At 65.3% G+C, this 24,986-nt stretch carries 23 protein-coding genes; 14 read left to right on the top strand and 9 right to left on the bottom strand.

The genetic code is table 11. The features are described 5' to 3' along the window. Positions 1-10: 10 nt before the first annotated feature. From gspG to J2T07_RS16130, 12 genes are all read left to right on the top strand, one after another. A complete protein-coding gene (gspG, locus tag J2T07_RS16185) occupies positions 11-436 on the top strand; it encodes a type II secretion system major pseudopilin GspG (RefSeq protein ID WP_306851228.1) in 426 nt (141 codons plus the stop codon). A 27-nt stretch (positions 437-463) separates the two neighbouring features. Then, positions 464-904: a GspH/FimT family pseudopilin gene (locus J2T07_RS16180; protein ID WP_306851226.1), complete on the top strand. Its 441-nt coding sequence runs from the start codon at positions 464-466 to the stop codon at positions 902-904. After that, positions 901-1,317 (top strand): prepilin-type N-terminal cleavage/methylation domain-containing protein, encoded by a 417-nt coding sequence (locus J2T07_RS16175; protein ID WP_306851224.1) that lies wholly within the window; start codon positions 901-903, stop codon positions 1,315-1,317. Before J2T07_RS16180 ends, J2T07_RS16175 begins: the two co-directional genes overlap by 4 nt. Next, positions 1,314-1,979: a prepilin-type N-terminal cleavage/methylation domain-containing protein gene (locus tag J2T07_RS16170; RefSeq protein WP_306851222.1), complete on the top strand. Its 666-nt coding sequence runs from the start codon at positions 1,314-1,316 to the stop codon at positions 1,977-1,979. Before J2T07_RS16175 ends, J2T07_RS16170 begins: the two co-directional genes overlap by 4 nt. Beyond that, complete coding sequence (locus J2T07_RS16165) at positions 1,976-2,830, top strand: general secretion pathway protein GspK (protein ID WP_306851220.1); 855 nt, start codon at positions 1,976-1,978, stop codon at positions 2,828-2,830. Before J2T07_RS16170 ends, J2T07_RS16165 begins: the two co-directional genes overlap by 4 nt. Beyond that, positions 2,827-4,086 carry a PilN domain-containing protein gene (locus tag J2T07_RS16160; protein ID WP_306851218.1) on the top strand — a complete coding sequence of 420 codons (1,260 nt, stop codon included), beginning with the start codon at positions 2,827-2,829 and terminating at the stop codon, positions 4,084-4,086. Before J2T07_RS16165 ends, J2T07_RS16160 begins: the two co-directional genes overlap by 4 nt. Then, positions 4,067-4,669 (top strand): type II secretion system protein GspM, encoded by a 603-nt coding sequence (gspM, locus tag J2T07_RS16155; RefSeq protein ID WP_306851216.1) that lies wholly within the window; start codon positions 4,067-4,069, stop codon positions 4,667-4,669. Before J2T07_RS16160 ends, gspM begins: the two co-directional genes overlap by 20 nt. Continuing rightward, positions 4,666-5,445: a hypothetical protein gene (locus J2T07_RS16150; RefSeq protein WP_306851214.1), complete on the top strand. Its 780-nt coding sequence runs from the start codon at positions 4,666-4,668 to the stop codon at positions 5,443-5,445. Before gspM ends, J2T07_RS16150 begins: the two co-directional genes overlap by 4 nt. Before the next feature lie 40 nt (positions 5,446-5,485). Continuing rightward, the gene (gene gspD / locus J2T07_RS16145; RefSeq protein WP_306851211.1) at positions 5,486-7,681 is read left to right on the top strand and encodes a type II secretion system secretin GspD; all 2,196 of its coding nucleotides are present in this window, start codon (positions 5,486-5,488) and stop codon (positions 7,679-7,681) included. 46 nt (positions 7,682-7,727) lie between these two features. Continuing rightward, positions 7,728-10,238 (top strand): ATP-dependent helicase HrpB, encoded by a 2,511-nt coding sequence (gene hrpB, locus J2T07_RS16140; protein WP_306851210.1) that lies wholly within the window; start codon positions 7,728-7,730, stop codon positions 10,236-10,238. Positions 10,239-10,380: 142 nt separating this feature from the next. After that, complete coding sequence (locus tag J2T07_RS16135; RefSeq protein ID WP_306851209.1) at positions 10,381-11,595, top strand: hypothetical protein; 1,215 nt, start codon at positions 10,381-10,383, stop codon at positions 11,593-11,595. Further along, complete coding sequence (locus J2T07_RS16130) at positions 11,592-12,479, top strand: hypothetical protein (RefSeq protein WP_306851208.1); 888 nt, start codon at positions 11,592-11,594, stop codon at positions 12,477-12,479. Before J2T07_RS16135 ends, J2T07_RS16130 begins: the two co-directional genes overlap by 4 nt. A gap of 7 nt (positions 12,480-12,486) precedes the next feature. Here the strand turns inward: J2T07_RS16130 and dbpA are convergent, their stop codons facing one another. The 8 genes from dbpA to J2T07_RS16090 all read right to left on the bottom strand — a co-directional run bounded on the left by dbpA (position 12,487) and on the right by J2T07_RS16090 (position 20,795). Next, entirely contained in the window at positions 12,487-13,863 is a 1,377-nt protein-coding gene (gene dbpA / locus J2T07_RS16125) for an ATP-dependent RNA helicase DbpA (RefSeq protein ID WP_306851207.1), read from the bottom strand. A 69-nt stretch (positions 13,864-13,932) separates the two neighbouring features. Next, positions 13,933-15,000: a hypothetical protein gene (locus tag J2T07_RS16120; RefSeq protein WP_306851206.1), complete on the bottom strand. Its 1,068-nt coding sequence runs from the start codon at positions 14,998-15,000 to the stop codon at positions 13,933-13,935. A 5-nt stretch (positions 15,001-15,005) separates the two neighbouring features. Beyond that, a complete protein-coding gene (locus J2T07_RS16115; RefSeq protein ID WP_306851205.1) occupies positions 15,006-16,151 on the bottom strand; it encodes a hypothetical protein in 1,146 nt (381 codons plus the stop codon). Continuing rightward, positions 16,139-17,104: a hypothetical protein gene (locus J2T07_RS16110; RefSeq protein WP_306851204.1), complete on the bottom strand. Its 966-nt coding sequence runs from the start codon at positions 17,102-17,104 to the stop codon at positions 16,139-16,141. The genes J2T07_RS16115 and J2T07_RS16110 overlap by 13 nt, the downstream gene beginning before the upstream one ends. Further along, positions 17,101-18,225 carry a hypothetical protein gene (locus J2T07_RS16105; RefSeq protein ID WP_306851203.1) on the bottom strand — a complete coding sequence of 375 codons (1,125 nt, stop codon included), beginning with the start codon at positions 18,223-18,225 and terminating at the stop codon, positions 17,101-17,103. Before J2T07_RS16105 ends, J2T07_RS16110 begins: the two co-directional genes overlap by 4 nt. A 143-nt stretch (positions 18,226-18,368) precedes the next feature. Then, positions 18,369-19,088: a pseudouridine synthase gene (locus J2T07_RS16100; protein ID WP_306851201.1), complete on the bottom strand. Its 720-nt coding sequence runs from the start codon at positions 19,086-19,088 to the stop codon at positions 18,369-18,371. Between the two features lie 4 nt (positions 19,089-19,092). Continuing rightward, positions 19,093-19,866 (bottom strand): ABC transporter permease, encoded by a 774-nt coding sequence (locus J2T07_RS16095; protein WP_306851199.1) that lies wholly within the window; start codon positions 19,864-19,866, stop codon positions 19,093-19,095. Next, positions 19,863-20,795 carry an ABC transporter ATP-binding protein gene (locus J2T07_RS16090; RefSeq protein WP_306851198.1) on the bottom strand — a complete coding sequence of 311 codons (933 nt, stop codon included), beginning with the start codon at positions 20,793-20,795 and terminating at the stop codon, positions 19,863-19,865. The genes J2T07_RS16095 and J2T07_RS16090 overlap by 4 nt, the downstream gene beginning before the upstream one ends. An 82-nt stretch (positions 20,796-20,877) precedes the next feature. On the opposite strand from J2T07_RS16090, the gene J2T07_RS16085 reads away from it, so the two are divergent. After that, positions 20,878-21,624 carry an FAD-binding oxidoreductase gene (locus J2T07_RS16085; RefSeq protein WP_306851197.1) on the top strand — a complete coding sequence of 249 codons (747 nt, stop codon included), beginning with the start codon at positions 20,878-20,880 and terminating at the stop codon, positions 21,622-21,624. A 43-nt stretch (positions 21,625-21,667) separates the two neighbouring features. Then, positions 21,668-22,948, top strand: a complete 1,281-nt coding sequence (locus tag J2T07_RS16080; RefSeq protein ID WP_306851196.1) for a flavohemoglobin expression-modulating QEGLA motif protein — start codon at positions 21,668-21,670, stop codon at positions 22,946-22,948. Between the two features lie 8 nt (positions 22,949-22,956). Here J2T07_RS16080 and J2T07_RS16075 read toward each other — a convergent pair whose 3' ends face one another. Beyond that, positions 22,957-24,954, bottom strand: a complete 1,998-nt coding sequence (locus J2T07_RS16075; RefSeq protein ID WP_306851195.1) for a reprolysin-like metallopeptidase — start codon at positions 24,952-24,954, stop codon at positions 22,957-22,959. Between the last annotated feature and the right edge of the window lie 32 nt (positions 24,955-24,986).

Genomic DNA, 24,986 nt, shown 5'->3' with positions numbered 1-24,986 from the left:
GAGTTTTCCCATGCGCGCGAACCGTACCCTCCGACACCGCCACGCCCGCGGCTTCACGCTGCTGGAAATGCTCGCCGTGATCGTCCTGATCGGCATCATCGGCGCCATCGTGGTGACCCAGGTCGGCAAGAACGTCGACAAGGGCAAGTACGGCGCGGGCAAGGCCCAGCTCACCACGCTGAGCCAGAAGATCGAGAACTACGCGCTCGACAACGGCACGCCGCCGCATTCGCTCGACGATCTCACCACCAAGCCCGCCGACGCGAGCAGCTGGCAGGGCCCGTACGCGAAGGCTTCCGATCTCAAGGATCCCTGGGGCCATCCGTTCGGTTACCGCTACCCGGGCGAGCACGGCAGCTTCGATCTCGTGTTCTACGGGCAGGACGGGAAGGCGGGCGGCGACGGCTATTCGGCCGACGTCGGCAACTGGCAGTAATCGGCGGCTGGAGTACGGGTCACGGCCATGCGCGCACGCGGATTCACGCTGTTCGAGATGCTGGCCGTGATCCTCCTGATCGGGATCGCCGCGGCGGCGGTCTCGATCCCGGTGACCCAGGGACTGGCCAGTGCCCGGGTCAACGCCGCCAGCGGCGAGCTCGCGGCGGCGTTGCGCTGGACCCGCGCGCAATCGATCGTGCGCGGCCAGAGCCTCGCGCTGGAAGTCGATACCTCCGCGTCGACCTACAAGGCACCCGGTAAGCCGGATGTGCGCCTGCCCAAGGATATGCGCGTGTCGATCACCAGTGCGCGGGAAGACCAGGCCAATGCAAGCACCGGACGCATCCGTTTCTTTCCCGATGGCAGTTCCACGGGTGGGCGCATCACCCTCAAGCGCGGCGAGCGCGAATGGCACGTCAATGTCGGCTGGCTGACGGGTGCGGTCAGCGTGGTGGACACGCGATGACCCGCGCCCGCCAGCAAGGCTTCAGCCTGCTCGAAGTGATCGCCGCCATCGCGGTACTCGCCATCGCCTTCGCGGCGCTCATGCAGGTCGCCGGCAGTTCGCTCAGCCTCACCGCGCGGGCGAACGAGCGCACCCAGGCCGCGCTGCGCGCGCGCAGCCTGCTCGACGGCGCCTTCGTGATGGAACCCGTGCGTGAAGGCGGCAGTGAAGGCCGCTTCGACGATACCTACCGCTGGCGTATGAATGTCAGCCGCTACCAGCCACCCGACGAGAAGCCGGCGGCGGACGGATTCGCGGCGGCGGGGATGTACCGGCTCGATCTCGACGTGATCTGGGGACAGGGCGGCGACGAACGGCACGCGCGTTTCTCGACGCTGCGCCTGGCCGGCTCGGGCGGGGGTGCCCCGCCATGAGGCGCGCGCGCGGATTCAGCCTGATGGAAGTGCTGGCGGCGCTGGCCTTGCTGACGATCGTCCTGCTGGGCGTGTACTCCGGGATCAGTACGGCGACACGAATCGTGCGCAGTGGTAGCGACGCCATCGAACGCATGGACGAGATCCGCTCGGCGCAATCGTTCCTGCGTAGTGAACTGGCGCAGGCGCTGGTGATTCCTTTCGGGCAGACCGACGACGGCGATCCGGTCGTCTTCGCCGGCGACGATCACTCATTGCGTTTCGTGGCCCCCATGCCGGGTTACCTGTCGAAGCTGGGCCCGCAGTTGCAGACGGTGTCGCTGGTGGAAGACGGCCATTCGAGTTATCGGCTGGAGGTGGCGCTTGCCTTGTTGCCCCCCGACGGTGGCGATCCGCAACCGCTCGGTGAACCGGAGGTCCTCCTGCGCGGCATCGGCAAGGGCGCGTTCACCTATCGCGGCATGGACGATCAGAACCGGCCGGGCGACTGGCAGGACACGTGGACCGACACGCGGCGTATGCCATCACTGGTGCGCATCGCACTGGATGTCGGTGGCAACGTGGCCTTTCCGACGCTCGTCGCTCCGATCCGGATCGATCCGTCCGCCTCGCGCAATGGGTTCGGCATGATGCGCGGCACGCGCGGAACGGTGCTGCGGTGATCCTGCGTCGAGACCGTGGCGTGGCCCTGCTCATTGTCCTGTGGGGCTGCACGCTGCTGGCGATCATGCTCGGCGGCTTCGCCGCGCTCGCCCGCACCGAGGGCTTGCAGGCGCGTTACCAGTTCGCGCAGACGCGAGCGCACTACGCCGCGGAGGCTGGCGTCATGCGCGCGATCGAGGGCTTGCAGACATCCGATGCCGCGTCTCGCTGGGTGGCCGACGGACGGCCTTACGTGTTCGCATTCGACGATGCGAACGTGAACATCACGATCGTCGACGAGGATGGCAAGGTCGATCTCAACGCCGCTTCCGGCGATGTCCTCACAGGCCTGTTCAAGGCCGCCGGTGCGACTGACGACAAGGCCGGGAGCCTGTCCGCCGCCATCCAGGACTGGCGCCGCCCCGGCGACGCGGCATCGCCCAATGGCGCCAAGAAGCCGCAGTACGAAGCAGCGGGTCTGGCGTACGGGCCGCGCAATGGACCGTTCGCCACGGTGGAGGAGGCCCGCATGGTCCTGGGCATGGACGCGCGCCTGTGGACGGTGGTGGCGCCGGCACTCACGATCTGGTCGGGACGCGAACGGCCCAATACGGAGCATGCGCAGCCGTTGGCGCTGGCGTCCATTCCCGGACTGGGCAGCGCAGGGGCGGACGCCATCTTGTCGAGCCGTGGCCAGAGCAGCGGCGCGGCCGTCGCGGGAGGCAACGGTGTCACGCACACGATACGTGCGGAGGCGATCCTTGACGACGGAACCAGGAGTTCCCTTACATCGACGATCCGTTTGCGTGGGATAAGATCCGGAAACCAGCCCTACGCCGTTTTGCGTTGGCGCGAAGGAGATGTTGAATGAGCACATTGCAGGAAGCCTCCCAGGTCCAGCTCGATCGCCTGCGCCGAGCCTGGCGGGGCAGCGTGCTGCCGGGTTTCCTGCGCTGGTGGGGCGGCGAACTCGCCGCCCTGGTGCCGGTGCGCTGGCGCGCGGCGTTCGCCGGTGGCGAACGCTGGTATGCGGTAGAGCGCCAAACCGATGGATGGCGGTTGCGCCGTTCGGGGGAGTCGGCAGTCCTGGCGGAAGTCGCGGATATCGACGGTGCGGAACACCGGGTAGCCGTGCTGGCGCGCGCCTTGTCGGAGGCCGACCCGGCAGACCGCCGGATCGCCCTTGTGCTGCCCGCCGCGCAGGTACTGCGCCGCCGCCTGGTCTTGCCCGTCGCGGCGCGCGACAACCTGCGTCAGGTCGTGGGCTACGATCTCGACAGGCAGACACCCTTCCGCGCGGAAGATATCCATTACGGTGTACGTGAACTCGGTGGGGGAGGTCCCGAAGGGCGTTTTGTCGCCGAACTTGCCGCTACGCCGCGGTCGATGCTCGATCCCCTGCTGGACGAACTGGCATCGCTGGGCGTCGCTCCCGATCGGGTCGATGTCGCGCAGGGGCATGCCCTTGCAGGCGTCGACCTGCTTCCGCCGATACGTGCACCGCGCCGCGTCGACCGGCGTCGACGACTCAACGCCGGCCTGCTCGCGGTCATCGGGTTGCTTTTGTTCGCCGTCATGGCCGCTTGGTTGCACAACAGGAACGCGGCGCTCGAAACCATGCGCGCCGATGTGGAGGCGATGCAGGGTGACGCGCAGCGGGTCAAGGCATTGCGCCAACGGCTCACGGAGAGTGCGGGCGCCTCCGGTTTCCTCGCGCGCAAGAAAATGGAGACCGCCGCCGTCCTTCCCGTACTGGAAGAACTGACCCATCGTCTGCCGGATGACACCTGGCTCGAGCGTTTCACCCTCAACGCCAGCGGTCAACTGGGGTTCCAGGGGCAGAGTCCCCAGGCGGCACGCCTGATCGACGCATTGAAAGGTGCCCGTACGATCGGCGACCCCAGTTTCCAGGGCACCATCCAGGCGGACCCGACCTCTGGCAAGGAACGTTTCTATATGCAGGCCAAGGCGCTGGTACCCAAGCCGGACGTCGTGCCGGCCAAGGCCGCCGCGGCCGGACCGGCCACCAGCGCGTCGGCACCCAAGCCCGCGAATGCATCCACGACGCCGGCGAAGCCGGCACCTGTCCAGGGCAAGGAGACCGCCGATGCGCATGAAGCCCGCTGAGTCCCGCATCGCCGCCATCTTGTTGCTCGTGGTGGCGGTCGCCATCGGCTACTTCGCTGTCGTGCACTGGTGGTTTGTCGCGCCACAGTTGGCCGTGGCCGATGAAATGGACGACCTGCGCGATACCCAGCGCCGCTATGCGGCTGCTATCGCGGAACGGCCTCAACTGGAAAAACGACTGGCATCGCTGGAACAGGGACAGACCCATAGCGACGCTTTCTTGCCCGGTGACGACACTAACGCCGCCGCCGCTGGCCTGATGCAGCGCATCGTCGATGTCGCCGCCGCGCACCGTGAGGATGGCGCGTGCGATGTCGTCCAGAAGATGCCTGTGCCCAGCCAGGAAAAATCCGGCGATCCCTATCGAAAAGTGACGGTGAATATCAGTCTTCGTTGCCAGGTGCAACCGATGACGGCCGTGCTGCACGATATCGAGGAAGAGACCCCGTACCTATTCATCGAGGACTTCAGCATCTACCGCAACCCGGTGGCTGCACGGTCCGGCGCGGCCGCACCGATGGAAGTGCAGTTCACCGTATCCGGTTACATCCATGCCGCGCGCGCGGCGAAGGCGGCGTCATGAACGCCGCAGGACAACGCAAGCTGACGCCGGTCCTCACCACCGCCACGTTGGCGCTCGCGGCGGTGTTCGTTTCCTTTGTATTCGGTGTGGGGCGGGGTGTGCATTGGGACGATCCGGTGGCCGCCGAACCACTGCCGGCCGCGCGTCCGGTGGAGATGCCGGCGCCGACGCCGCTCGCACGTTTTGCCGAAGTCTGGCAGCGGCCCTTGTTCATGGCGGACCGCAAACCGGTCGCCGTGGCCGATACCGATGATTCATCGAGCAACATCGGCGATCTCGAGTTGACCGGCATCATCATGACGCCCGAACTGCGCATGGCCTTGCTTCGCGACCGTGGCAAGGATTCCACCGTGCGGGTGAAGGAAGGCGCCGCACTCGCCGACGGCCACTGGACGCTCTTATCGCTCACGCCGCGCAGCGCGGTGTTCGACAACGGCGGTGAGCACCGCGAGCTGACGCTGAAAGTGGCCGCTCCGGAACCTCTCACGAAGAACGGTCAACGGCCTCCCGGCATGCCGCCCGGTCAGCCGCCACAACCGCCGCGTGCACAGCCCGCGCCATCCGGCAACGGCGTTCATATCGAGCAACAGCCATCGCAAGGCATGACCGGCCCCGCGCTTCCCCGCCCGGCATCGTCGTCGTCGGCGCGTGAAGCGCCTCCCCGGCAGGATGACGACGCCCTCCAGCGGGCACGTATAGAGGCCTTGAAGCAAGCCGTACAGAAACGTCGCATGGAACAGCAGCAACAACGTCAGCAATCAGTGGATTCGCAGTAGCGGGCGCTCGACGCGCCCCCAGGGAAGGAGGAGCAACACCATGAAACGCAGCATTATCGGCTTGGCCGTGCTTTCGGCCTTGCTGACGGCGGCTTGCGCCCCGCATAAACCCCGACAAGGGGCCGGAACCATCGAGCGGGCCGCGCTGGAAGGGGTGGACCGGCCTGTTCCTTCATCTCTTCCACTGGCACCGGAGGAAGGCGAGATATCCGATGGCCCCCGCGCGACAAACACGTCCATCGCCCGGGAAATCGAACACGGAAGTGGTCGCTTCATACGCCCCCGCGCAGCCGATGTGCCCCATCCGGCGGTGACCGGCAAAGGCGCGGTAACGCTGAATTTCGAGGACCAGCCTGTCGAAGCGGTGGTGAAAGCCATCCTCGGCGACTTGCTCGCCGAGAATTATTCGGTGGCTCCAGGAGTGCAGGGAACCATCTCCTTCTCCACCTCGCGACCCGTCGCTCGGGAAGATGCATTGCCTATCCTGGAAACATTGCTCGCGTGGACGGGTAGCGCGCTGGTGCGTGAGCACGGCCGCTACAGCGTCCTGCCAGCACATCAGGCGGTTGCCGGGCGCCTGGTGCCGAGCCTCAAGGCCGCCAAGCCGGGGGCGGGCCTGAGCGCGCGGCTCTTTCCCCTTCACCATGTGGCGGCACCGGCCATGGCCAAGCTGCTCGCGCCCTTCGCGGCCGCCGACGCCATCCTCCTCGCAGACGCCGCGCGCAATGTACTCGTCGTCGCGGGCACCCGTGACGAACTGGCCAATTACGGTGAAACGATCGACACCTTCGACGTCGACTGGGTCGCCGGCATGTCGGTCGGTGTGTTCGGCCTGGAACACGCGTCGGTGGGCGAACTGCTGCCGGCGCTCGATTCCGTGTTCGGTGAGAAAAGCGGTGCACCCGTGGCCGGGTTGATCCGCTTCATGCCCATTGAACGAACCAACGCACTCGTCGTGATCGCCACGCAAGCGGCGCATCTCGACCAGGTGGGCGAATGGATCGCCCGCATCGATCGTGGCGGTGGCAACGAACCGCGCCTGTTCGTGTACGACGTTCGTCACCTGCTGGCGTCCGACCTGGCGCGTTACGTGGCGAACGTCTTTGGCGGCTCCGCACCGGACCAACCCGCACCCGTGCTGGCGCCCGGGCTTACACCATCGGCGTTAGGGGATGGTGGCGATGCCAATGCGAGCGAACGGGGCGCTGGCGGCGATGACCGTTCTACCGAGCAGTCATCGTTCTTCCAGCCGCCGCAGACGCATCCGGCGGCCGCCGCGAATGGCGATGGGGCGTCGGGTATCCGGGTGACCGCTATCGATACCAATAACCAGTTGATGGTGAGGGCGCGTCCGTCCCAATGGTCGCAGATTCGGCAGGCGCTCGAGCGGCTCGATGCGATACCGCTTCAGGTGCAGATCGAGACCCGCATCCTCGAGGTTACGCTGCGGGATGAGTTCCGCTTCGGCGTGCAGTGGTACCTGGAGGGCATGGCTGGCGGCCACGGCGGCGTGGCCCAGCCGGGCAACAAGCAGCGGTGGACCCTTGGCGGAGGTCCGGGCTCGAACGGTCGGCCGGACACGCTTTACTACTCGTTCGTCAACAAGGATCTCCAGGTCGTCCTGCATGCGATGCAACAGGATGACAACGCGAAGATCCTTTCGGCACCGTCGCTGGTCGTGGTGAACAACCGCAAGGCGCGCATACAGGTCGGCGATCAGATCCCGGTGACACAGACATACGTGAATACCTCGCTGGGAGGCAACAGCCAGGTGGGGCAGGTCGAATACAAGGACACCGGCGTCATCCTCGACGTTCGCCCTCGCGTCAATCCCGGTGGCCTGGTCTATCTCGATGTCGCCCAGGAAGTAAGCCGGGCGGGAATCCGTCTGGGCGACAACGTGCCGATCATCAAACGCAAGCTCACCACGCAGGTGGCCGTCCAAAGCGGGCAGACCGTCCTGCTGGGTGGACTGATCCAGGAATCCGAGACCCGCTCGCGCAGTGGCGTGCCTTACCTGTCGCGCATTCCATTCCTCGGCGCGTTGTTCCGCACGAACATCGATGCCGGGGAGCGTACCGAGCTGATCGTCCTGATCACGCCGAAGGTGATCACCGGTGGCGAGGATGCCAAGCGGGTGTCGGACGATTACCGGCGTGCGTTCCGCTCGCTGCGACCCTTCGAGGCAGCGGCGGAGGTCACGCCGATGTCGGCCGGCGACAAGGCGGAAGGATAGGGCGGCGTGGCCGCGGGGACGCCGGCTTGCGTACCATAGCGGGTACATGAGTCCCGTCTTTCCCATCTCCCCGCTGCTCCCCGAGATCGTGGCCTCGCTGGCGGAGCGGCCACGTCTCGTCCTGGAGGCACCGCCCGGTGCCGGTAAGACCACCCAGGTGCCGTTGGCGCTGTTGCATGCGACGTGGCTGGCCGGTGGCCGTATCGTCATGCTCGAGCCGCGGCGGATCGCGGCACGGGCGGCGGCCTCGTTCATGGCGAGACAACTCGGTGAAGAGGTCGGCGAAACGGTGGGTTACCGCATCCGTTTCGAGTCCCGCGTCGGCCCGCGCACCCGCATCGAGGTCGTCACCGAGGGCATCCTGGGCCGGATGATCCAGGACGACCCGACGCTGGACGGTATTCGTGCCGTCGTCTTCGATGAGTTCCATGAGCGTCATCTCGCAGGGGACCTCGGTGCGGCGCTCGCACTGGACGTGCAGGCGAGCCTGCGTCCGGACCTGCGCCTGCTGGTGATGTCGGCGACGCTGGACGGTGAGCGCATCGCGCATTGGCTCGATGCACCACGGCTCAGTAGCCCGGGGCGCAGCTTTCCCGTGCGTGTCGAGTATCCGCCGGTACGCCCGCAGGAGACCGTGGAGCAACACCTCGCGCGCGTCGTGTCGCAGGCGCTTCGGGATGTCGATGGCGACGTGCTCGCCTTCCTGCCTGGGCGCCGCGAGATCGAGCGTGCGCGTGCGATGCTCGAGCGGCAGGTCGAAGGCGCCGAGATCGTCGCCCTCCACGGTGAACTGTCCCTGGCCGAACAGCAACTGGCGTTGGCGCCGGCCGATCCTGGTACGCGTCGTGTCGTCCTCGCAACCAACGTGGCCGAATCCAGCGTGACCTTGCCGGGGATTCGCGCGGTCGTCGATTCGGGCCTTGCGCGCGAACCACGCTTCGATCCGCCCTCCGGTTTTGCCCGCCTGGAAACGGTGAGCATTTCGCAGGCCTCCGCCGAGCAGCGCGCGGGGCGCGCTGGCCGCGTCGCCGAGGGCGTGGCATATAGACTATGGCCGCAGAGCCGCCGCCTCGACCCGTCCCGGACGGCGGAGATCGAACATACCGAACTCTCCGGCCTCGCCCTCGAGTTAGCCGGTTGGGGTACCGATGAACTGCCATGGCTCGACGCGCCACCGGCCGGCGCGATGGGCCAGGCACGTGACCTGCTGCGTCGCCTCGGGGCGCTGGACGAAGCCTCCACCATCACCGGCCTGGGCCGCGAGATGCTGGTTCTGGGCGCGGCGCCACGCCTGGCGGCAGCGGCGTTGCGGGCGGCGCCCGAACACAGGGCACTGGTCGCCGACTTACTGGCCCTCGTCGAGGCAAGGTCGCCCCTGCGAGGCGAATACGGCCGCTCTGACGACTTCCGCCAGCGCCTGGCAGCCCTGCACCTCTGGCGGGATGGCGGTGCCCGCGCAGCGCGCGCCGGCTCTGCCGACGTGGGTGCGCTCGCGGCCATCGAGAAGGCGTCCTCGGGGTGGCGCCGACGGCTCGGTGCACGCACGGCCGCCAGCGGAGTGCCCAACGCGCACGCGGTCGGCGATCTCCTCGTCCATGCCTTCCCCGATCGGGTCGCGCGTCGTGACGAAGCACAGCCGATGCGCTACCAGTTGGCCAACGGCCGCGGCGCGCGCTTGCACGAAGCGAGTGCCCTGCATGGTGAGCCGTGGCTCGTGGTGCTGGACCTGCGCCTTGATGCCCGCGACAGTCTCGTCTTCGCCGCTGCGCCTTTCGACCCCGACGTGCTTGAGCGCGACCATGCGGACCGGTTCGTCACCGAACGCGTCTTGCGCTGGGACGACGCGCGGCAAATCGCCGAGGGCTTCGAAGAACGTCGTTTCGACGCATTGCTGATTTCGCGCAAGGCCGTTCCTATCACGGGTGCCGATGCGCTACCCGCGCTGCTGGCAGCGATCCGTACGCGTGGCGTGGCAGCGTTGCCATGGAGTGAGCAGGCACTGCGCCTGCGCGCGCGGATCGGAGCGTTGCGTGCATGGCGTCCCGAACTGGGCCTACCCGATGTATCGGACGATGCGTTGACGCGCACGGTCGATGCCTGGCTTTCACCATATCTCACCGGCAAGCGGCGGATCGAGGCCGTGCAAGCCGCCGAGCTGTCGGAGGCGTTGTCGGCGATGCTCGACTACGAGCAGCGCCGTGCCCTCGACACGCATGCGCCCGAAGAACTCAAGGTGCCCAGCGGCATGAGCCGCCGGCTCGTGTATGGAACGCGCGATGACGACCCGGGTGCACCGCCGGTACTCGCGGTAAAGTTGCAGGAACTGTTCGGCCTGTCCGATACACCGCAGGTCGGCGATGGACGTGTGCCGGTGATGCTGCACCTGTTATCGCCAGCGGGACGCCCGATCCAGGTCACGCAGGATCTTGCCGGATTCTGGAATCGTACCTACCCGGAAGTCAGGAAGGAGTTGAAGGGGCGCTATCCGAAACACCCCTGGCCCGACGATCCCTGGACGGCGTCGGCCACCCATCGCGCCAAGCCACGAGGTACATGACCTTCGCGAACGGCCGGTAGCGACTGACACGCTTTGGCGTTCGGGATGCGGGTCGTCCAGCAATCGCCTGATGGTGTCTGACAAGCGGTCCTGTTCGAATGTGAGACCCCTGCGCGGACGGTCGTGCATGAAAGGAATCTCCATGTCTCTGTCGCCTCACCGGATGTCATATCCCGCATCCGCATCCGCCGCATTCGATCTCATGCTTTTGAAACCAGGACGCGGTTTCTTCTTCGCGATCGTCCTTTCGTCGGTGGCGCCGGTCGCCGGCGCGACGGCGCTCGCCGTCGATCCGATGACCGTGCTCATTCGCGAGTACTCGCGGGGGAACGGCAGTTACGAATACCTTAACAGCGGCACCGACGAATCCTATGCACGCTACATCCTAGATCGCCCTTCCTCGCCCTACGCGAACATCAAGTGGTCACTGCTTCCCTCGCCGGACACGCCCACGCGGCGCGCCATCGAGAGCGTATCGACGCAGGAGCACCCCGTGAACCTGCGCGATCTCCACGACATGAAAGTGTGGGATCTCGGCTTCACCAAGGCCCACATAGCGAGCGAGACCTTCAGGATGCCCCAGGAACTGCGCTACGTTCCCGGCGCGTGGAGCATCGTGAAGGCCGGCATCGAACCGGACATCTACGCGCAGGCCATCCGCAACCAGGGGCTCGAACATCCTGCCATGACGGCGAACTATGCGCTTGCCGCTCAATTGCTCAGGGCGAAGCTGGCGGCGACGCCCCCATCCTTGTGGAAAATCCGAGGTCTTCGCCACGACGTGCTCGATCGATTCGTGGGTGGCGAGTTCATGCTGGCGCACGATTTCCACTACCTGATCCAGTTCCTCGACGGTGCGCTGGCGACGTGGGACGCCGGCTCCACGAGTGCCTACGGCTTCCGTCAGCTGCCGGCACCGTTAAGGCTGGGGCGCATCGCGGCGGCGTACCGGCAGCGCCTTCCTTTCGAGCACGAACCCTGCATGGAAGACGACACGCACGACCCCGAACATGCAGGCGAGGGCACGTTCGACCGGCGGCCACTGTGCTTCGATGATGCGACGGACCGTGCTATCCATGTGTGGTATGCGCACGAACTGGTGCAGGAGCTTGCCGCGATCCATGATCGGGCCAACGGCGCCCCCACTCTTGCGGAGCGCATGGCGGCACCCTTGCGCAGCAGCCGTCAAGGATGGATCGGTATCCCGCGGCCCAGCGCCATCGCGGAGGTCACGCGCATCGAGGTGGTGGAGGCAAAGGTGACCGGTCAACTCCTGGTGGAGGGAGATGTGTCCTATCGCGACGCATTCGGTGCGTCCAGGCGCGCCTTGCGGCTTTCTTGCGGGATGCGGCCATGAACATGACCGTCAGACGCTGGATCATGACCGTGCTCGCCACGGTATTTATCGCCGCGCTGGCTGCGGGACATCCATCATGGGCCAGGGATTCCTTTCAGGACGGCGTGACATTGCTGTCGGTCGACCAGGACGACGACCACATGATGCGGACGTGGATCGGCGTCGCCATGAGCCACTATGCGAACGCCATGGCCGGTTGGCTCGTCGACGCGTCCAGGAACCATGGGGGCTATGTGTCCGTGCAGGCGCTCTCACGGTTCCAACAGCAATTGCGCAGGGCGACATTCGCCCATTTCGAATACCGTTACGTCGTGGAGGGAGTGCCGTTCACCCGGACCTATCTTGCCGCTTCCGGAAGGGGGTTCATGACATACATCGACCCAAGGGAGCCGGGCCTGGTCGCTCCCTCCGAACCGGACAGCGAGTACTTCAAGCAGGACGATGTGGTCACGTTCGCGATGGCGGCGGCTACCACCGAGGGTTCCGAGGTCCTGCCGCAACCCGTCCGTCCGAACATGCCCAATCGTGGCAACGATGCCGAGATCAAGGTGCTTCAGGCGATCATCCGGGACATTCGCGAAGGAATCGTCGCGCCGGCCGGTCATCTGCTCGGCTTCGTCAGCAAGCAACCTTGCGAGTCGTGCGACCCGGCGTTGCGCCAGTTCGCCGTCGAGACGGGCTCGGAAGTCCATGTGAACTACGTTTTCGGGGCAAATCAGGATGGCTTGCGGACACCGGCGTGGGCGGCGCTTCGCGAGGCCCGCGAAGCCATCGTCGATGACCTCGTCACCATGTTCTCGGCACCCGCGGCGAGCACATCACCGGACCAGGAAGATCCCCTCGACGACGATTCCTCGTCGGGCTCGGTTTGCAGGCGGCCCTGAACGGTATCTAGGACAGGGCGCGCACCCTGAAGTTACGGCCCTTGATCTTGCCCACGCGCAATCGCTCGAGGGCCTTGTTGGCCAGGTCGCGGCGAATGGCAACGTAGGCACGTGTGGCGAAGACGTCGATCTTGCCAATGTCCTTGGCATCGAGGCCGGCGTCACCCGTAAGTGCACCAAGGATATCGCCCGGTCGCATCTTGTCCTTGCGCCCGCCATCGACGACGAGCGTTTTCATGGGCGCGAGGTTCAGTACCTTGCGGGCTTCGTTTGCCGGCTTGGCCGGGTAACGAACGAGCGGACCACCGAGACGATCCTCGATCTGGCGAAGCTTGCCCAGTTCACGTGAACCAGCCAGGACGATTGCCAGGCCGGTCGCCCCCGCGCGACCGGTACGGCCGATACGGTGTGTGTGCGTATCGGGATCATGGGCCACGTCGTAACTGACTACCAGTGGCAGGTTCGCGATGTCCAGTCCGCGGGCCGCCACGTCGGTGGCGACGAGGACCGAACAGCTTCGGTTGGCGAAACGAACGAGAACCTCGTCGCGATCGCGTTGTTCGAGATCGCCATGCAGGGCGAGCGCGGAAAAACCGCGACGATCGAGGTCCGCCGCCACGGTCTCGGTGTCCTTGCGCATGTTGCAGAACACGAGGGCGGCTTCGGGCTTCTCCTGGGTCAGGATGCGCGTGAGCACATCGGCCTTGATGGCAGGCTCGACCTCCACCGCGCGTTGCTCGATCGTGGTCTCGTCGTGGGATTGCTCGACGGTGATGGTCACCGGATCGTGCTGCACCCGGCCACTCACGGCGCGGATGGCATCAGGGTACGTTGCCGAAAAGAGCAGCGTCTGGTGATGCTTCGCGATTCGCTTGACGATGTCGTCGATGGCTTCCTCGAAGCCCATGTCGAGCATGCGGTCGGCCTCGTCCAGCACCAACACCCTGATGCCTCCACCATGCAAGCTGCCGCGTTTGAGGTGTTCCTGCACGCGGCCGGGCGTGCCGACGACGATATGGGGATCGTGTTCCAGCGAGGCCAACTGGGGGCCGAGCGGCATGCCACCGCACAGGGTCAGCAACTTGACGTTGGGCATGTTCGTCGCCAGGCGGCGAATCGATTTGCTGACCTGGTCCGCGAGTTCACGGGTCGGGCACAACACGAGTGCCTGCAGGCGGATCTGCTGTATGTCGATGCGCTGGAGCAGGCCGAGCCCGAAGGCGGCGGTCTTGCCGCTGCCGGTCCGGGCCTGCGCGATGACGTCGCGTCCTTCGAGGATGGGCGGAAGACTTTCCCTCTGGATCGGGGTCATCGACGTATAGCCCAGGTTCTCCACGGCGGCCAGGAGGGCGGGTGACAGGGGCATCTGCTGGAAATCGTTCATGGGACGTATGATCGCACGCCCACGCACGCGCGGCCTCGTCCGGTGAAAGCCCGGCCGGGGCGTCGTCGTTCAGCATTGAGGCGAGGGGAACTCCATCGCATCGGCATTCGGTGCTGTCGAACCGCCTTCCGCCGAACCTTCGCCAGCGCGGGACTGCCGCAGTGGACCCAGGCGGAATGATCGCGGCCGCCACGGGATTCCCTTGAACGACCGCTTCAGCGACGACGGATTCAGGCTTCGCCTTACTTGCTGGTCGCGAGCATCGGCCAGGACGTCGCGCGCCAGCAGGGGGCGACCGCTTTCACTGTTCACAAGCCGTCGGCCTCGAAGTTTTGCCGTTCCCGATGCGACGAGGGCGTCTCGCTGCCTACCTGGCAAGGAGCCGAACATCTGGGTAAGGTGGATGTCGATGCCATAGGTATCGGATAGCGTTTGCATGGCAGCTCGGCAGGAGCCGCACGTGGCGCCACCGACGGCCCCGCGTACGCTGCCGCCACCTGGCATGGCATGGGTTTCCAGATCGTGCTCGATTGCGCGAAGGATCTTGAACTCGGGGTCCATCGCGCGATCGGCACCGTCGACATCGAAGGGTTCGAGCACGGAGGTCCCGGTAGGCAGGATGCGAGCGCGCAGCTCGGTGTCGTTGAAGCCAGTGTAGAAGATGCTGTCCTCCGCGTCCGCGGCGACGTAGTCGATGGCTTCACGGACCGGCGAGGGGAGGTCATCGCTCCATTCCATGTGATCCGGTCTCTGCGGGCTGCCCGGTGTGATTGCCGGCGTGGAACCACCGAATGCCGACTGCGCCATTGCCCCCAGTGGTGCCCCACCCAGCGCGTGGTAGACGCGGATGCGTGTTTCACCATTCACGATGAAACGGTATTCCATGCGCGCCACCTGGGCATTCGTCATGGAAGTTTCCAATGCTTCCCAGCGGATGGCGAGGTAATCATCCTTGTACCGGTCGCTGATGATCGCGCGCATCGCGTCGACGTAGTGCTGGCTGGTGACTTCGAGAAGCCCTGTGGTATTTCCTTCGTCGAGACCGATGTTGTCGACCACGACGGTTCCCGCGCTTCCTATGCAAGGAGCGAGGAACAAGAACGAGAAACCCAGTGTGGTGAGTGCGGCACGGTGCATGGAGATCAATCCGGGATTCGGCAGGAAAGGACGTCGGCGCGTTCGGCGGCGAATTCCGCCTCGGCGGACGTAATGGTTTCGGCGGCAACGAGGTCGTCGGCAATGAGGGCCTCCACGACTTCCAGCGCTCCCGCTATGTCGACCAACGCGAGAATGGCGCCGGCAAGGCGCGCGAAGTGCGCCAGTCCACTTTCGTGATGCGGCACGACACGGCTTTGGCGAAGGTACTCGCCGAGGTACCAACGATGCACGGCACGATCGGTTGCGGCAGCGAAACAGAGTGGGCGGTCGTCCCCGGCAGCTCCGGTGCCGGCGGTGCCGGCGATGGCGTTCGCGGCTCGATCGCAAGGGTAGCCAGCATGGTAACCTTCGAGATCACGATAGGCGGCGGCAACCCGCGCGATACGATAGGCGACAGGCAACGCCCTCAGCCCATGGGAGGCCTTCCCGCCCACGCGCCAATGAACGAGGCGCTGCTGGACGAGGGCTGACACATAGCCCAGGTCGTATTCGGTGACTTCATCGAAGTGGCGTGCCTGCATGATGCGCCCGAAGACATCGGGATCCACGTTCAACGCGACCCGTCGCTCTTCCGGCGTCTCCGCCAACTGGCGACGAAGGATCTGCAGGCCCACGGCGTAGCCAGCTCCCTTCGTGGAATGGCTGTATCCGGTCAGGTCGAGCACATGCCAGAAGATATCGGGATCGACATCGGCCTTCGTGGCGCTGGCCGAGGCGAAATCGTCGCGATACCCGGGTTTGATATCGATATCGATGCCGGGCCGGGCGCGCGTCATGCCAAGGTCCCACTGCATCACGGCGAGGGCCTGGTGGGAGGTGAGGGGGCCACCCGGGATACGCTCCAGAAGCCCGGCCCATTCCACGTCGTTCGTGAATGCGGGCTCGGCGATGAGGTCGCTGTAGGGCGATGCCGGCTCCACGAGCATCTGGCGGACGAATGCGGCATTGGAGTGCGCCAGGGCGTCGGCGGCACCAAGGCGCGCGATACGTTCACGCTGGAGATGTGACAGGACATCGACGTGGGCCGTCGTCGCCACGCACTCCATCGCGGCCAGGCACAGTGCCGCGATGAACGCCCTGCACAACCCCCTCCTCTGCGGGACGGATACGGGCCACATCATGGGACGCACGGATCGTGTTCCGGTTCATCGACGGCCAGTGCCTCCTGTTCGATCCTGTCCAGGTCGCCGAGCGCCGACCGTCGTTGCTCACGCATGACCGCGTGGTGCGAAGGATTGAGGATCGCCTTGGCATAGGCCTTCCGCATGGCGAGGAAGTTGCTCGACACCGCCCTGCTTCTTTGAATGGCGGTAGCCCCGTCACCAGCCACCGATCCCGTCCCCGGTTCGATCAATTGATAGATGGTTCCCTCGGCGTCGAAGAGCCGGGCAAACGTATCGATCACTTCGCGACACGATTCGCAGACGGTCTTGCTGACATAGCCGGTCACCCGGCCGCCCTTTGGCACGATTTTCTTCTCGATGTCGTCCTCGATGCGGCGCAGCGTCTTGAGCTCCGCGTCCCACGAGTGGTCCATGCTGTCGACGACGCTGGCTTCCAGGCGGGACGTGCTTTCCGGAAGCTTCCGAGCTCGCAGGTCGAGCCCGGTTTCAATGGGATAATATTTCGCCTCCGCGGCATCCATCGCTATGTCGTCGGCTTCGATGATACCGATGGCATCACCTGAATCTGTCGCCGAGGATTCGTTGCCGGAGGCGGAAGATGCGGACTTCTTGGACGCCCTGTCGAAAATCGTCTTCAGGGAATGACCACTGCGACCGTGGTAGACACGTGTCACCGTCTTGCCGGCTTTCTCATAGCTGTATTCGATGCGTGCGACCGTCGCGCCCTGGACCTTGCTTCTAAGCAGGGCGAAGGTCTTGCTCAAGGGGGGCGAGGGAGTGAAGTCGATGACGGCCTTTCCGAGTGCATCGGTAAAATCGTTGGCTTCCCGTTCGAGAAGCGCGGCGACATTGCCCTCGCCGGTTTCGATCGCGATGCTGCCGGCGCAGGTGGTCCAGGAAGAAAAGGCCAGGGCCGCCGCGACCAGGAACGATCTGGTGTGGATAGTGTTTTTCATCATCGGTCGATCCTGCAGGTAAGGCGGGTGGAACGGTTCGCTGCAAGCTCGGCATCGGCCTCGTCGAGGGCACCGATGCCGACGAGGTCTTCGGCGACGACAGCCTCGACGACTTCGATGAAGGAGACGACGTCGACCCACGCCAGGACACCGGCGATCAGGCGCATGATCGGCGAGGATGTCGTGTGGCCGCGGCGGTGGAGGATCGCCTCCTCCTGCCGCAGCTCGCGCCGGTACCATGCCTGGACGGCGCGGTCGGTGGCGGCGATGAAACACAGCGGTTGGTGGTATTCCATTTCCGCGGGATGCCTCGGCAGCCAAGGCAGTGGCCGATCTGCTGTGCAGAAGCCTTGCGCGTTGGCATAGCCTGCCTGGTCGGCATAGGCGGCGGCCGTGCGTGCGACACGATAGGCGGCAGGAAGCGCGTGGCGGCTGTCGGCATCCGTCACCGTGCCATTTCGACGTATTTCGTAGCGCAGGATGTCCTGCAAGTAGCGTTTGTCGTGTTCGGTTATCCGCCCTGGGTGGCTCTGCGCCATGTAGCGCTGAAGGACATCGGGCTTGATCGCCCGACGGCCATAATCCGCCGGGTCGTACGCCTTCATCTGGTCGCGGAGAATCTGCAACGCGACGGCGTATCCGGCGGCGATCGTCTTCATCGAGCCATTCATGTCTGCCGCTTGCCAGAAGATGTCGGGATCTATCCCGGCCTTGCGTGCGTTCGCCGCCACCTCGCGGCCGCGATAAGCGGCGATGGCCTGGTCGTCGATGAGGACGTCGACGCCCGGCAGGGCCTTGCTGAGGCCGGACTGCCATTTCAATGCGTCGAGTGCGGTGCGCGATAACGTGGCGGGATCACTTGGCAAGCCATCCAGGAAGAGGGTCCACCAGATTTCGTTGGTAATGGCGGGAGTCTCGCTGGGCTCGGCGTAGAACGAGGTGGGATCGTCGGCCAGCTGGCTGAGGAACGCATGCGTCGTATGGCCGAAGGCGCGTTCCGCCCCCAGGTGCTGGCTACGGAAACGAACCAGTTCCCGGTAGATATCGATGTCGCGGGAGTCGCCGGCGGTCGCGGCGATGGGAACGAGACCGGCGAGGAACGCCAGTCGGAGGTGTGACTTCATGTCGGGGGAGAGTCCTTGTCGAAACGCTGCTCGCCGTGGGGATCGGCGGTTGCAGTATCGGGCAAGGGTCCCGTGTCGTTATGTCGGTGGAAGCCGTAGGCCTGGGCGGGACTTGTACGTGTCTCGATCCCGGCCGCCGCCGATCACCATTGTGTGCGTTGCGGTAAAAGGCCGCGAAGTTCGACCTCGGTCAGGTTTCGCCACTGCCCCGGCTTCAGGTGGCCGAGCTTCACATTGATGACGCGCACACGGCGCAGCTGGGTCACGCGATAGCCGAACTCGGCGGCCATCAGCCGTATCTGCCGGTTGAGGCCCTGCGTGAGAATGATCGCGAAGCCGAACTTCGCGATCTTCCGGACCTTGCAGGGCCGGGTCATCTGGCCGTGGATACGCACGCCCTTGGCCATCCCCTTCAGGAATTCCTCGGTGACGGCTTTGTTGACCGCTACCAGGTACTCCTTCTCATGGTGATTCTCCGCGCGCAGGATCTCATTGACGATGTCGCCGTTGCTGGTCAGCAGGATCAGCCCTTCCGAATCCTTGTCGAGCCGCCCGATGGGAAAGATGCGCTGCGGATGATCGACGAAGTCGACGATGTTGCCGTCGACCGTGGTGTCCGTCGTGCAGGTGATTCCCACGGGTTTGTTCAAGGCGATATACACGCCGCGGCTCTTGACGGGGCTGGCGACGAGGGTGCGCGCCACCACCACTTCACCGTCCACCTTCACGACATCGCCATCGAGCGCCTTGGCGCCCATGCCGACGATCTCGTCGTTGATCGTGACGCGGCCGGCGACGAGCAGTTCGTCGGCCTCGCGGCGCGAACAGATTCCCGCTTCGCTGATGTACTTGTTGACCCGCATGCGCTTAGGAGCGCAGGCCCACGCCGCGGCTGAGCAGTCGCAGCGCGATCGCGGACAGGCCTACGACGAACACGAGCATCACCACGAAGGCCGTGACGATGGGTACGTCGCTGACGCCAAGCACGCCGAAGCGGAAGGCGTTGACCATGTACAGGATGGGGTTGACCAGCGAGATGCTGCGCCACGGTTCGCCGAGCAGGTCCACCGAGTAGAACACGCCGCCAAGGTAGGTCAGGGGTGTGAGCACGAAGGTCGGCACCAGGGCGATGTCGTCGAACTTCTTGGCGAACACGGCGTTGACGAAGCCGGCGAGCGAGAACACGGTGGCGCCCAGCACGACCGAGACGAAAGTGGTGATGGGATGGGCCACGTGCAGGTCGGTGAAGAACAGCGCTATGACCAGCACGAGGGCGCCGACGATGACGCCGCGGGTGACGGCACCGATCACGTAGCCGAGCAGGATCACCCAGTTGGGCATCGGCGATACCAGCATTTCCTCCACGAAGCGGCCGAACTTGGCACCGAAGAACGACGAGGAGATGTTGCCGTAGCTATTGGTGATGATGCTCATCATGACCAGGCCGGGCACGATGTATTGCATATAGGTGAAGCCATGCATCTGGCCGATGCGGCTGCCGATCAGCTTGCCGAAGATGACGAAGTACAGCGTCATCGTGATGGCTGGCGGAATCAGGGTCTGGGTCCAGATGCGCATGATGCGCATGATTTCGCGGCGGACGATGGTGCCCAGGGCGACGAGGTTGGCCGAGCCGCTCATGCCGCGTTCTCCCTGCCGTGCTCGACCAGACGGACGAACAGTTCCTCGAGGCGGTTGGTCTTGTTGCGCATGGAAGTGACGGTGACGCCGTGCGTCGACAGCGCGGCGAACAGGGAGTTGAGATCGTGCGCCCGGGACATTTCGGCTTCGATGGTGTGGTCGTCCATGCCGCGCAGCACGACGCCAGGCAGGACCGGAAGCGAGGTGGGTACGCTCGACACGTCGAGAACGAAGGTTTCCACATCGAGCGTGGCGAGCAGGCTCTTCATGGTGGTGTTCTGCACGATGCGTCCATGGTCGATGATCGCGATGTTGCGGCAAAGCTGTTCCGCTTCCTCGAGATAGTGCGTGGTGAGGATCACGGTCGTGCCGGCGGCGTTGATGCCGCTGACGAACTGCCACATCGAGCGGCGGATCTCGATATCGACGCCCGCCGTCGGCTCGTCGAGGATCAGCAGCTTCGGCTCGTTCATCATGGCGCGGGCGATCATCAGGCGGCGCTTCATACCGCCGGAAAGCATCCGCGCCTGGTGATGCGCCTTGTCCCACAGGCGGAGCTCCTTCAGGTACTTCTCTGCGCGGACCGACGCTTCGGCACGGCCGATGCCGTAGAACCCGGCCTGGTTCACGCAGATATCGAAGGGTTTCTCGAACTGGTTGAAATTGATCTCCTGGGGAACCAGGCCGATCAGCCGCATGGCCTCGCTGCGGTTCTTGTGGATGGACACCCCAAAGACCTCGGCATCGCCCGACGAGGCGTTCACGAGGGAGGAGAGGATGCCGATCAGGGTCGACTTGCCGGCGCCGTTGGGGCCGAGCAGGGCGAAGAAATCGCCCGGCTGGACGGTGAGGGAGATACCCTTGAGGGCTTCCACGCCGTTGCCGTAGGTCTTGCGTAAATCGTTGACGTGTAATGCGGGAGTGGTCATGGGCTGCGCCGGGATGACAAGCCGCCTATTATACCGGGCTTTGCCGGGCCGCCTCGTTCCCCGGCGTCAACAGAGACTTTCCATGGCCGAACAATTCCAGCTCCGCCTCGCCGACAGCTTCATGCTCGCGCCCACCGTGCGGCACCTGTCCTTCGAGCGGGTGGATGGCCAGCCGCTGGCCTTCGTACCGGGCCAGTTCCTGCAGGTGCACTTCCACTACGACGACGGCAAACCGACCAAACGCAGCTATTCGGTCGGTACGGTGGGCGACGGCAGCGGCCCGGTGGAGCGGATCGAGATTGCGGTGAGCTATGTCGATGGAGGCGCCGCGACCAAGCTGCTGGGCGAGCTGGAGCAGGGCGGCACGATCGATGCCAGCGGCCCGTACGGCCGTTTTTGCCTGATGGAGGCGGACCGGAACCAGCGCTATATCCTGATCGCGACCGGTACCGGCGTGACCCCGTACCGTGCCATGTTGCCCCAGATGGAGGCCCTGATGGCCAGCCGGGGCTGCCGGTTCATGCTCCTCTACGGTGCACGCAACGAAGGGGAGCTGCTTTATGGGGAGGAGTTCGAGGCCTTCGCCCGGACCCACGAGGGCTTCACCTTCCACCCGTGCCTGTCGCGCGGCGCCCGGCCGAATCCACGACCGCACGACCGCCTGGGCTATGTGCAGGACATGCTGGCCGAACTGGAGCCGTCCGGTGAAACCGACATCGCCTACCTCTGCGGCAATCCGAACATGGTCGATGCCGCATTCGCCGCCCTCAAGGAGCACGGACTGGCCGTCCAGCAGATCCGTCGCGAAAAATACATTTCGTCGCGTTGATCCGGTGCGGCCGGGCAGGTCGATCGGCCTATAATCCGGGCCCATGCATGCTCACGCCGCCCCATCCCACCTTTCGGCCGAGATGCGGCGCTACGCGGCGCTCGACCAGCGCCTTCTCGCCGCGGTCCGTGCCATTCGCATCCTGGCCACGATCTCCTGGCCCGCTTCGGTGGAAGAGCGCCTGATCGCGGAGTTCGGTGCCGGGCGCCTGTCGATCCCCGACATTCGCTACCGCCCGCCGGATCTCGGCGAAACCCGGGCGGAACTCGAGGCGATCGAGGCGGAGGTCGACGAGGACCATCCGATCGCCGAATACCTGCGGCGCACGGTTGAATCCTGGCGGATCGCCACCCTCATGCTGGACGCGGCCGGCACGAACGGCGTGACCGAAGCCTCCATTGCCCTCTACGGCAAGCCCGGGGACGCCATTCCGGGCAGCAACCGGAGCAACCTGGACGCCGCCCGGTACTTCGTGAACCTGGCGGACGAACTGGGTGCGGACCTGGACACGGAAGATGCAACCGGCAGCATTCCCGCCGAGGAATTGCGGCAGGACATGTCGGAGCGGCTGGATGCCTTCTTCGCTCCGGGTACCATTTCCGTGGAAGTCGATCCCGAGCTCACGGCGAAGGCCGCGGCGGGTGCCACGCGGATTCGTCTTCGTGGGGGCGTGCGTTTCACCGAATACGATCGCCATCAGTTGCTGGCGCACGAGGCCTTCGTTCATTCACTGACCGCGTTGAACGGACGCGAGCAACCGGTGCTCGCGTCGCTGGCGCGTACATCGCCACGAGTGACGGCGACGCAGGAAGGGCTGGCTGTCTTTGCCGAGTTGATGTCGGGAGCGATCGACATATCGCGATTGAAACGCATCAGCCTGCGCATCCTCGCTATCGACATGGCACTCAACGGTGCCGATTTCGTCGACGTGTTCCGCTACTTCCGCGATTGCGGGCAAAACGTGGCGGACAGTTTCCATTCGACGCAACGTGTCTTCCGTGGCGTGCCGCTCACGGGTGGATCGGCGTTCGCCAAGGACAATGTGTATCTGAGTGGCTTGCTCGCGGTGCACACGTTCTTCCGCTGGGCGCTGCGCCAGCGACGCCTGGATCTCCTGCGCAACCTGTTCGCAGGAAAGCTCGCGTTGCATGATGTCATGAGTCTCGAAGCGCACTTCGAAAGCGGAGACATCGTTGCACCGCGTTACCTGCCACCATGGATGCAACACGTGCACGGGCTCGCCGGAAAACTCGCTTTCTCGCTGTTCGTGAATCATATCCACATGGCTGGCGTCGAGGCCGAGGAAATCTCCCTCGGCCTTTGATGTCCGGACTAGCGGAGGGTGAGTTCGCCGGGAGACAGGGCGAAGAACCGGCCATCGGCGCAGCCTACGCGCAAGCGTGCGTGGCGTGACGTGGGCACGCTGTCGGGTACCGTGATGGTCGCACGGCCCTTGTTCGGGACCTCGTCCGCCAGCGATACATCCAGGAAGTTACGCCCTCCATCCAGAGAGAGGTCGATCTGCACCCGGCTGCACGAGACCGGGGCGCCGACGGTGCCGGCGACTTCCCATCGAACCTGCCGTGCCTTGCCACGTTGAAGAATGGCGCCCGCCTTCGGCAAGGTCACCTCGAACGGCTTGCCGGTATCGACGACGCGTACGGTGCGATCCGCGGAGACGACATGGGAGCGGAAATCCCGGTTGTCCCTGGCAGTCAGGCGGAAGCGGAGCTCGCGCGAGGTCTCGGGAAACGCGTCACCGCGTCCGACAGGTTCCTCGCCGAGCAGGACGGACATCGAAGGAAAGGTCTGCTCACCTTCCGTATGCGGCATTCGTGAGCGGAACAACGGCCCGGAGCCTGTATCCGCAAGGGTATCTTCCGTCTCCTGCATGTCGCCGAGGTCCGTTTGCTCGAAGGTGTAGGTCATACGCGCTGCCGGGTCGGCGAACCGGGCCAGCCCCGTGAGCCGGAACGGCGTGCGTGCAGGTACGACCAGCGGGCGGTGCCAGCCCTGGGTATCCAGCAAGGGCGCGGGCGACGTGTTCACGCGGGCCTTGGCACAAGCCCCCCCGGTACTTGCGAGCCATGACTGGACCTGATCGATGCTGGTGCCATGGAAGTACGGGTCGCTGCGCGGTTGGAGGTCGTGCGCGCCGCAAATGCCGGCGTATCCCATCACGGTCGAGCCGCTGCCAGGAGCGACGGCGCTGCCCTCGTCACGTGCATCCTTGTTGCAACCATTGAACGTATGCCTTGCGCCGAACTGGTGGCCGAGTTCGTGGGCGACGAAGTCCACGTGGAAGGCATCCTCGAAGGGGCGCGTGCTCCCCGTCATGCCCGCTGCCTTCGAGTGCTGGCGTTCCGCATGCTTCCCTGACCATGACTGGCAGGTATTGCCGATGGCCCCGGCCACCCCGGCGTCCCGTTGACCGTCCATGACATGCCCGACATCGAAGGCGTCCTTGCCGATCAGATCTTCGACGACCTTCACGTTGTGCAGTGCCATCTTCCAGTCGTTTCCGGCCACCTTGGAGAAGGGATCGGCATGGGCTTCGGTGAACACGAGCCGGTCGTTTCCCTCGGTGAGCACGAGGTGCACGCCGAGGTCGTTCTCGAAAATTTCGTTGATCCGGTTGACGGTGCGGACGATGCCGGCAAGCCCGTCTTCCACCGTGCCGCCCATGTGTTTCGTGTAGGAATGGGTGGCCGACATCGCGATGCGGAACGTACGCAGGACGGCGGTGGCGCTACCCCGGGCTGTGGCCGCCTGCGGCAAAGCTGCGGCGGCGTCGATCATGTCGTCATGCTCGTGTCTCTGGGTCGCTGGCGCGTCGGCACGTCGGAAGACGATATGCGACCGAGCCGACGAGCGCCCCGAATGCCTCCCCGCCGCTTCCGGCTGGACCATCCAGTCGCCCTCGCGGTCGCGGACCGAGGCGTATAGCCCGTCGGCTGTGATGTCGAGTCGTACCCGGCGGCCGTCGTCGTCGTGGCCCTTCAGGCTGCCAAGCGCGGGAAAACGCGCCGCGAGCCCGGGCGGCAGCACGGCGGAGTCTTCGAGTTCGAAGTCGGTCGTGCCGCCGCCCGGCAAGGGCAGTGCAACGACACGCCGGGCGGAGCCGCGCGATGCGCGGGTGCTCTCGGCCAGTGTGTGGGCGTCCAATGTGACACGCCGGAATTTCGCGGGCTGCATGGTTGCGTTGCGCGTGGTGCTGGCGGCGAGCGGTGTCGCGGCGTCGCTCCACAGTTCGCGCGCCAGGGCATCGTCGACGGCGACGGTAGCCAAGAGGGCGGTGATGGCGAGGGGTAGGGGGCGGTACTTGCGCATGGGGAATCCTTTCGGGGAGGCACTCGACGTCG

Origin of the sequence: Luteibacter jiangsuensis (assembly GCF_030812295.1) — a bacterium.
Taxonomy (GTDB): Bacteria; Pseudomonadota; Gammaproteobacteria; order Xanthomonadales; family Rhodanobacteraceae; genus Luteibacter; species Luteibacter jiangsuensis_A.
The sequence above is the reverse complement of the archived record's forward strand: the minus strand, read 5'-3'. Positions and strand labels throughout refer to the sequence as shown.

What these genes read in the sequence shown, in the direction of transcription:
- gspG (WP_306851228.1), top strand. Translation starts at nt 11, where the DNA reads ATGCGCGCGAACCGTACCCTCCGACACCGCCACGCCCGCGGCTTCACG.
- J2T07_RS16180 (WP_306851226.1), top strand. Translation starts at nt 464, where the DNA reads ATGCGCGCACGCGGATTCACGCTGTTCGAGATGCTGGCCGTGATCCTC.
- J2T07_RS16175 (WP_306851224.1), top strand. Translation starts at nt 901, where the DNA reads ATGACCCGCGCCCGCCAGCAAGGCTTCAGCCTGCTCGAAGTGATCGCC.
- J2T07_RS16170 (WP_306851222.1), top strand. Translation starts at nt 1,314, where the DNA reads ATGAGGCGCGCGCGCGGATTCAGCCTGATGGAAGTGCTGGCGGCGCTG.
- J2T07_RS16160 (WP_306851218.1), top strand. Translation starts at nt 2,827, where the DNA reads ATGAGCACATTGCAGGAAGCCTCCCAGGTCCAGCTCGATCGCCTGCGC.
- gspM (WP_306851216.1), top strand. Translation starts at nt 4,067, where the DNA reads ATGCGCATGAAGCCCGCTGAGTCCCGCATCGCCGCCATCTTGTTGCTC.
- J2T07_RS16150 (WP_306851214.1), top strand. Translation starts at nt 4,666, where the DNA reads ATGAACGCCGCAGGACAACGCAAGCTGACGCCGGTCCTCACCACCGCC.
- gspD (WP_306851211.1), top strand. Translation starts at nt 5,486, where the DNA reads ATGAAACGCAGCATTATCGGCTTGGCCGTGCTTTCGGCCTTGCTGACG.
- hrpB (WP_306851210.1), top strand. Translation starts at nt 7,728, where the DNA reads ATGAGTCCCGTCTTTCCCATCTCCCCGCTGCTCCCCGAGATCGTGGCC.
- J2T07_RS16135 (WP_306851209.1), top strand. Translation starts at nt 10,381, where the DNA reads ATGTCTCTGTCGCCTCACCGGATGTCATATCCCGCATCCGCATCCGCC.
- J2T07_RS16130 (WP_306851208.1), top strand. Translation starts at nt 11,592, where the DNA reads ATGAACATGACCGTCAGACGCTGGATCATGACCGTGCTCGCCACGGTA.
- dbpA (WP_306851207.1), bottom strand. Translation starts at nt 13,863, where the DNA reads ATGAACGATTTCCAGCAGATGCCCCTGTCACCCGCCCTCCTGGCCGCC.
- J2T07_RS16120 (WP_306851206.1), bottom strand. Translation starts at nt 15,000, where the DNA reads ATGCACCGTGCCGCACTCACCACACTGGGTTTCTCGTTCTTGTTCCTC.
- J2T07_RS16110 (WP_306851204.1), bottom strand. Translation starts at nt 17,104, where the DNA reads ATGATGAAAAACACTATCCACACCAGATCGTTCCTGGTCGCGGCGGCC.
- J2T07_RS16105 (WP_306851203.1), bottom strand. Translation starts at nt 18,225, where the DNA reads ATGAAGTCACACCTCCGACTGGCGTTCCTCGCCGGTCTCGTTCCCATC.
- J2T07_RS16100 (WP_306851201.1), bottom strand. Translation starts at nt 19,088, where the DNA reads ATGCGGGTCAACAAGTACATCAGCGAAGCGGGAATCTGTTCGCGCCGC.
- J2T07_RS16095 (WP_306851199.1), bottom strand. Translation starts at nt 19,866, where the DNA reads ATGAGCGGCTCGGCCAACCTCGTCGCCCTGGGCACCATCGTCCGCCGC.
- J2T07_RS16090 (WP_306851198.1), bottom strand. Translation starts at nt 20,795, where the DNA reads ATGACCACTCCCGCATTACACGTCAACGATTTACGCAAGACCTACGGC.
- J2T07_RS16085 (WP_306851197.1), top strand. Translation starts at nt 20,878, where the DNA reads ATGGCCGAACAATTCCAGCTCCGCCTCGCCGACAGCTTCATGCTCGCG.
- J2T07_RS16080 (WP_306851196.1), top strand. Translation starts at nt 21,668, where the DNA reads ATGCATGCTCACGCCGCCCCATCCCACCTTTCGGCCGAGATGCGGCGC.
- J2T07_RS16075 (WP_306851195.1), bottom strand. Translation starts at nt 24,954, where the DNA reads ATGCGCAAGTACCGCCCCCTACCCCTCGCCATCACCGCCCTCTTGGCT.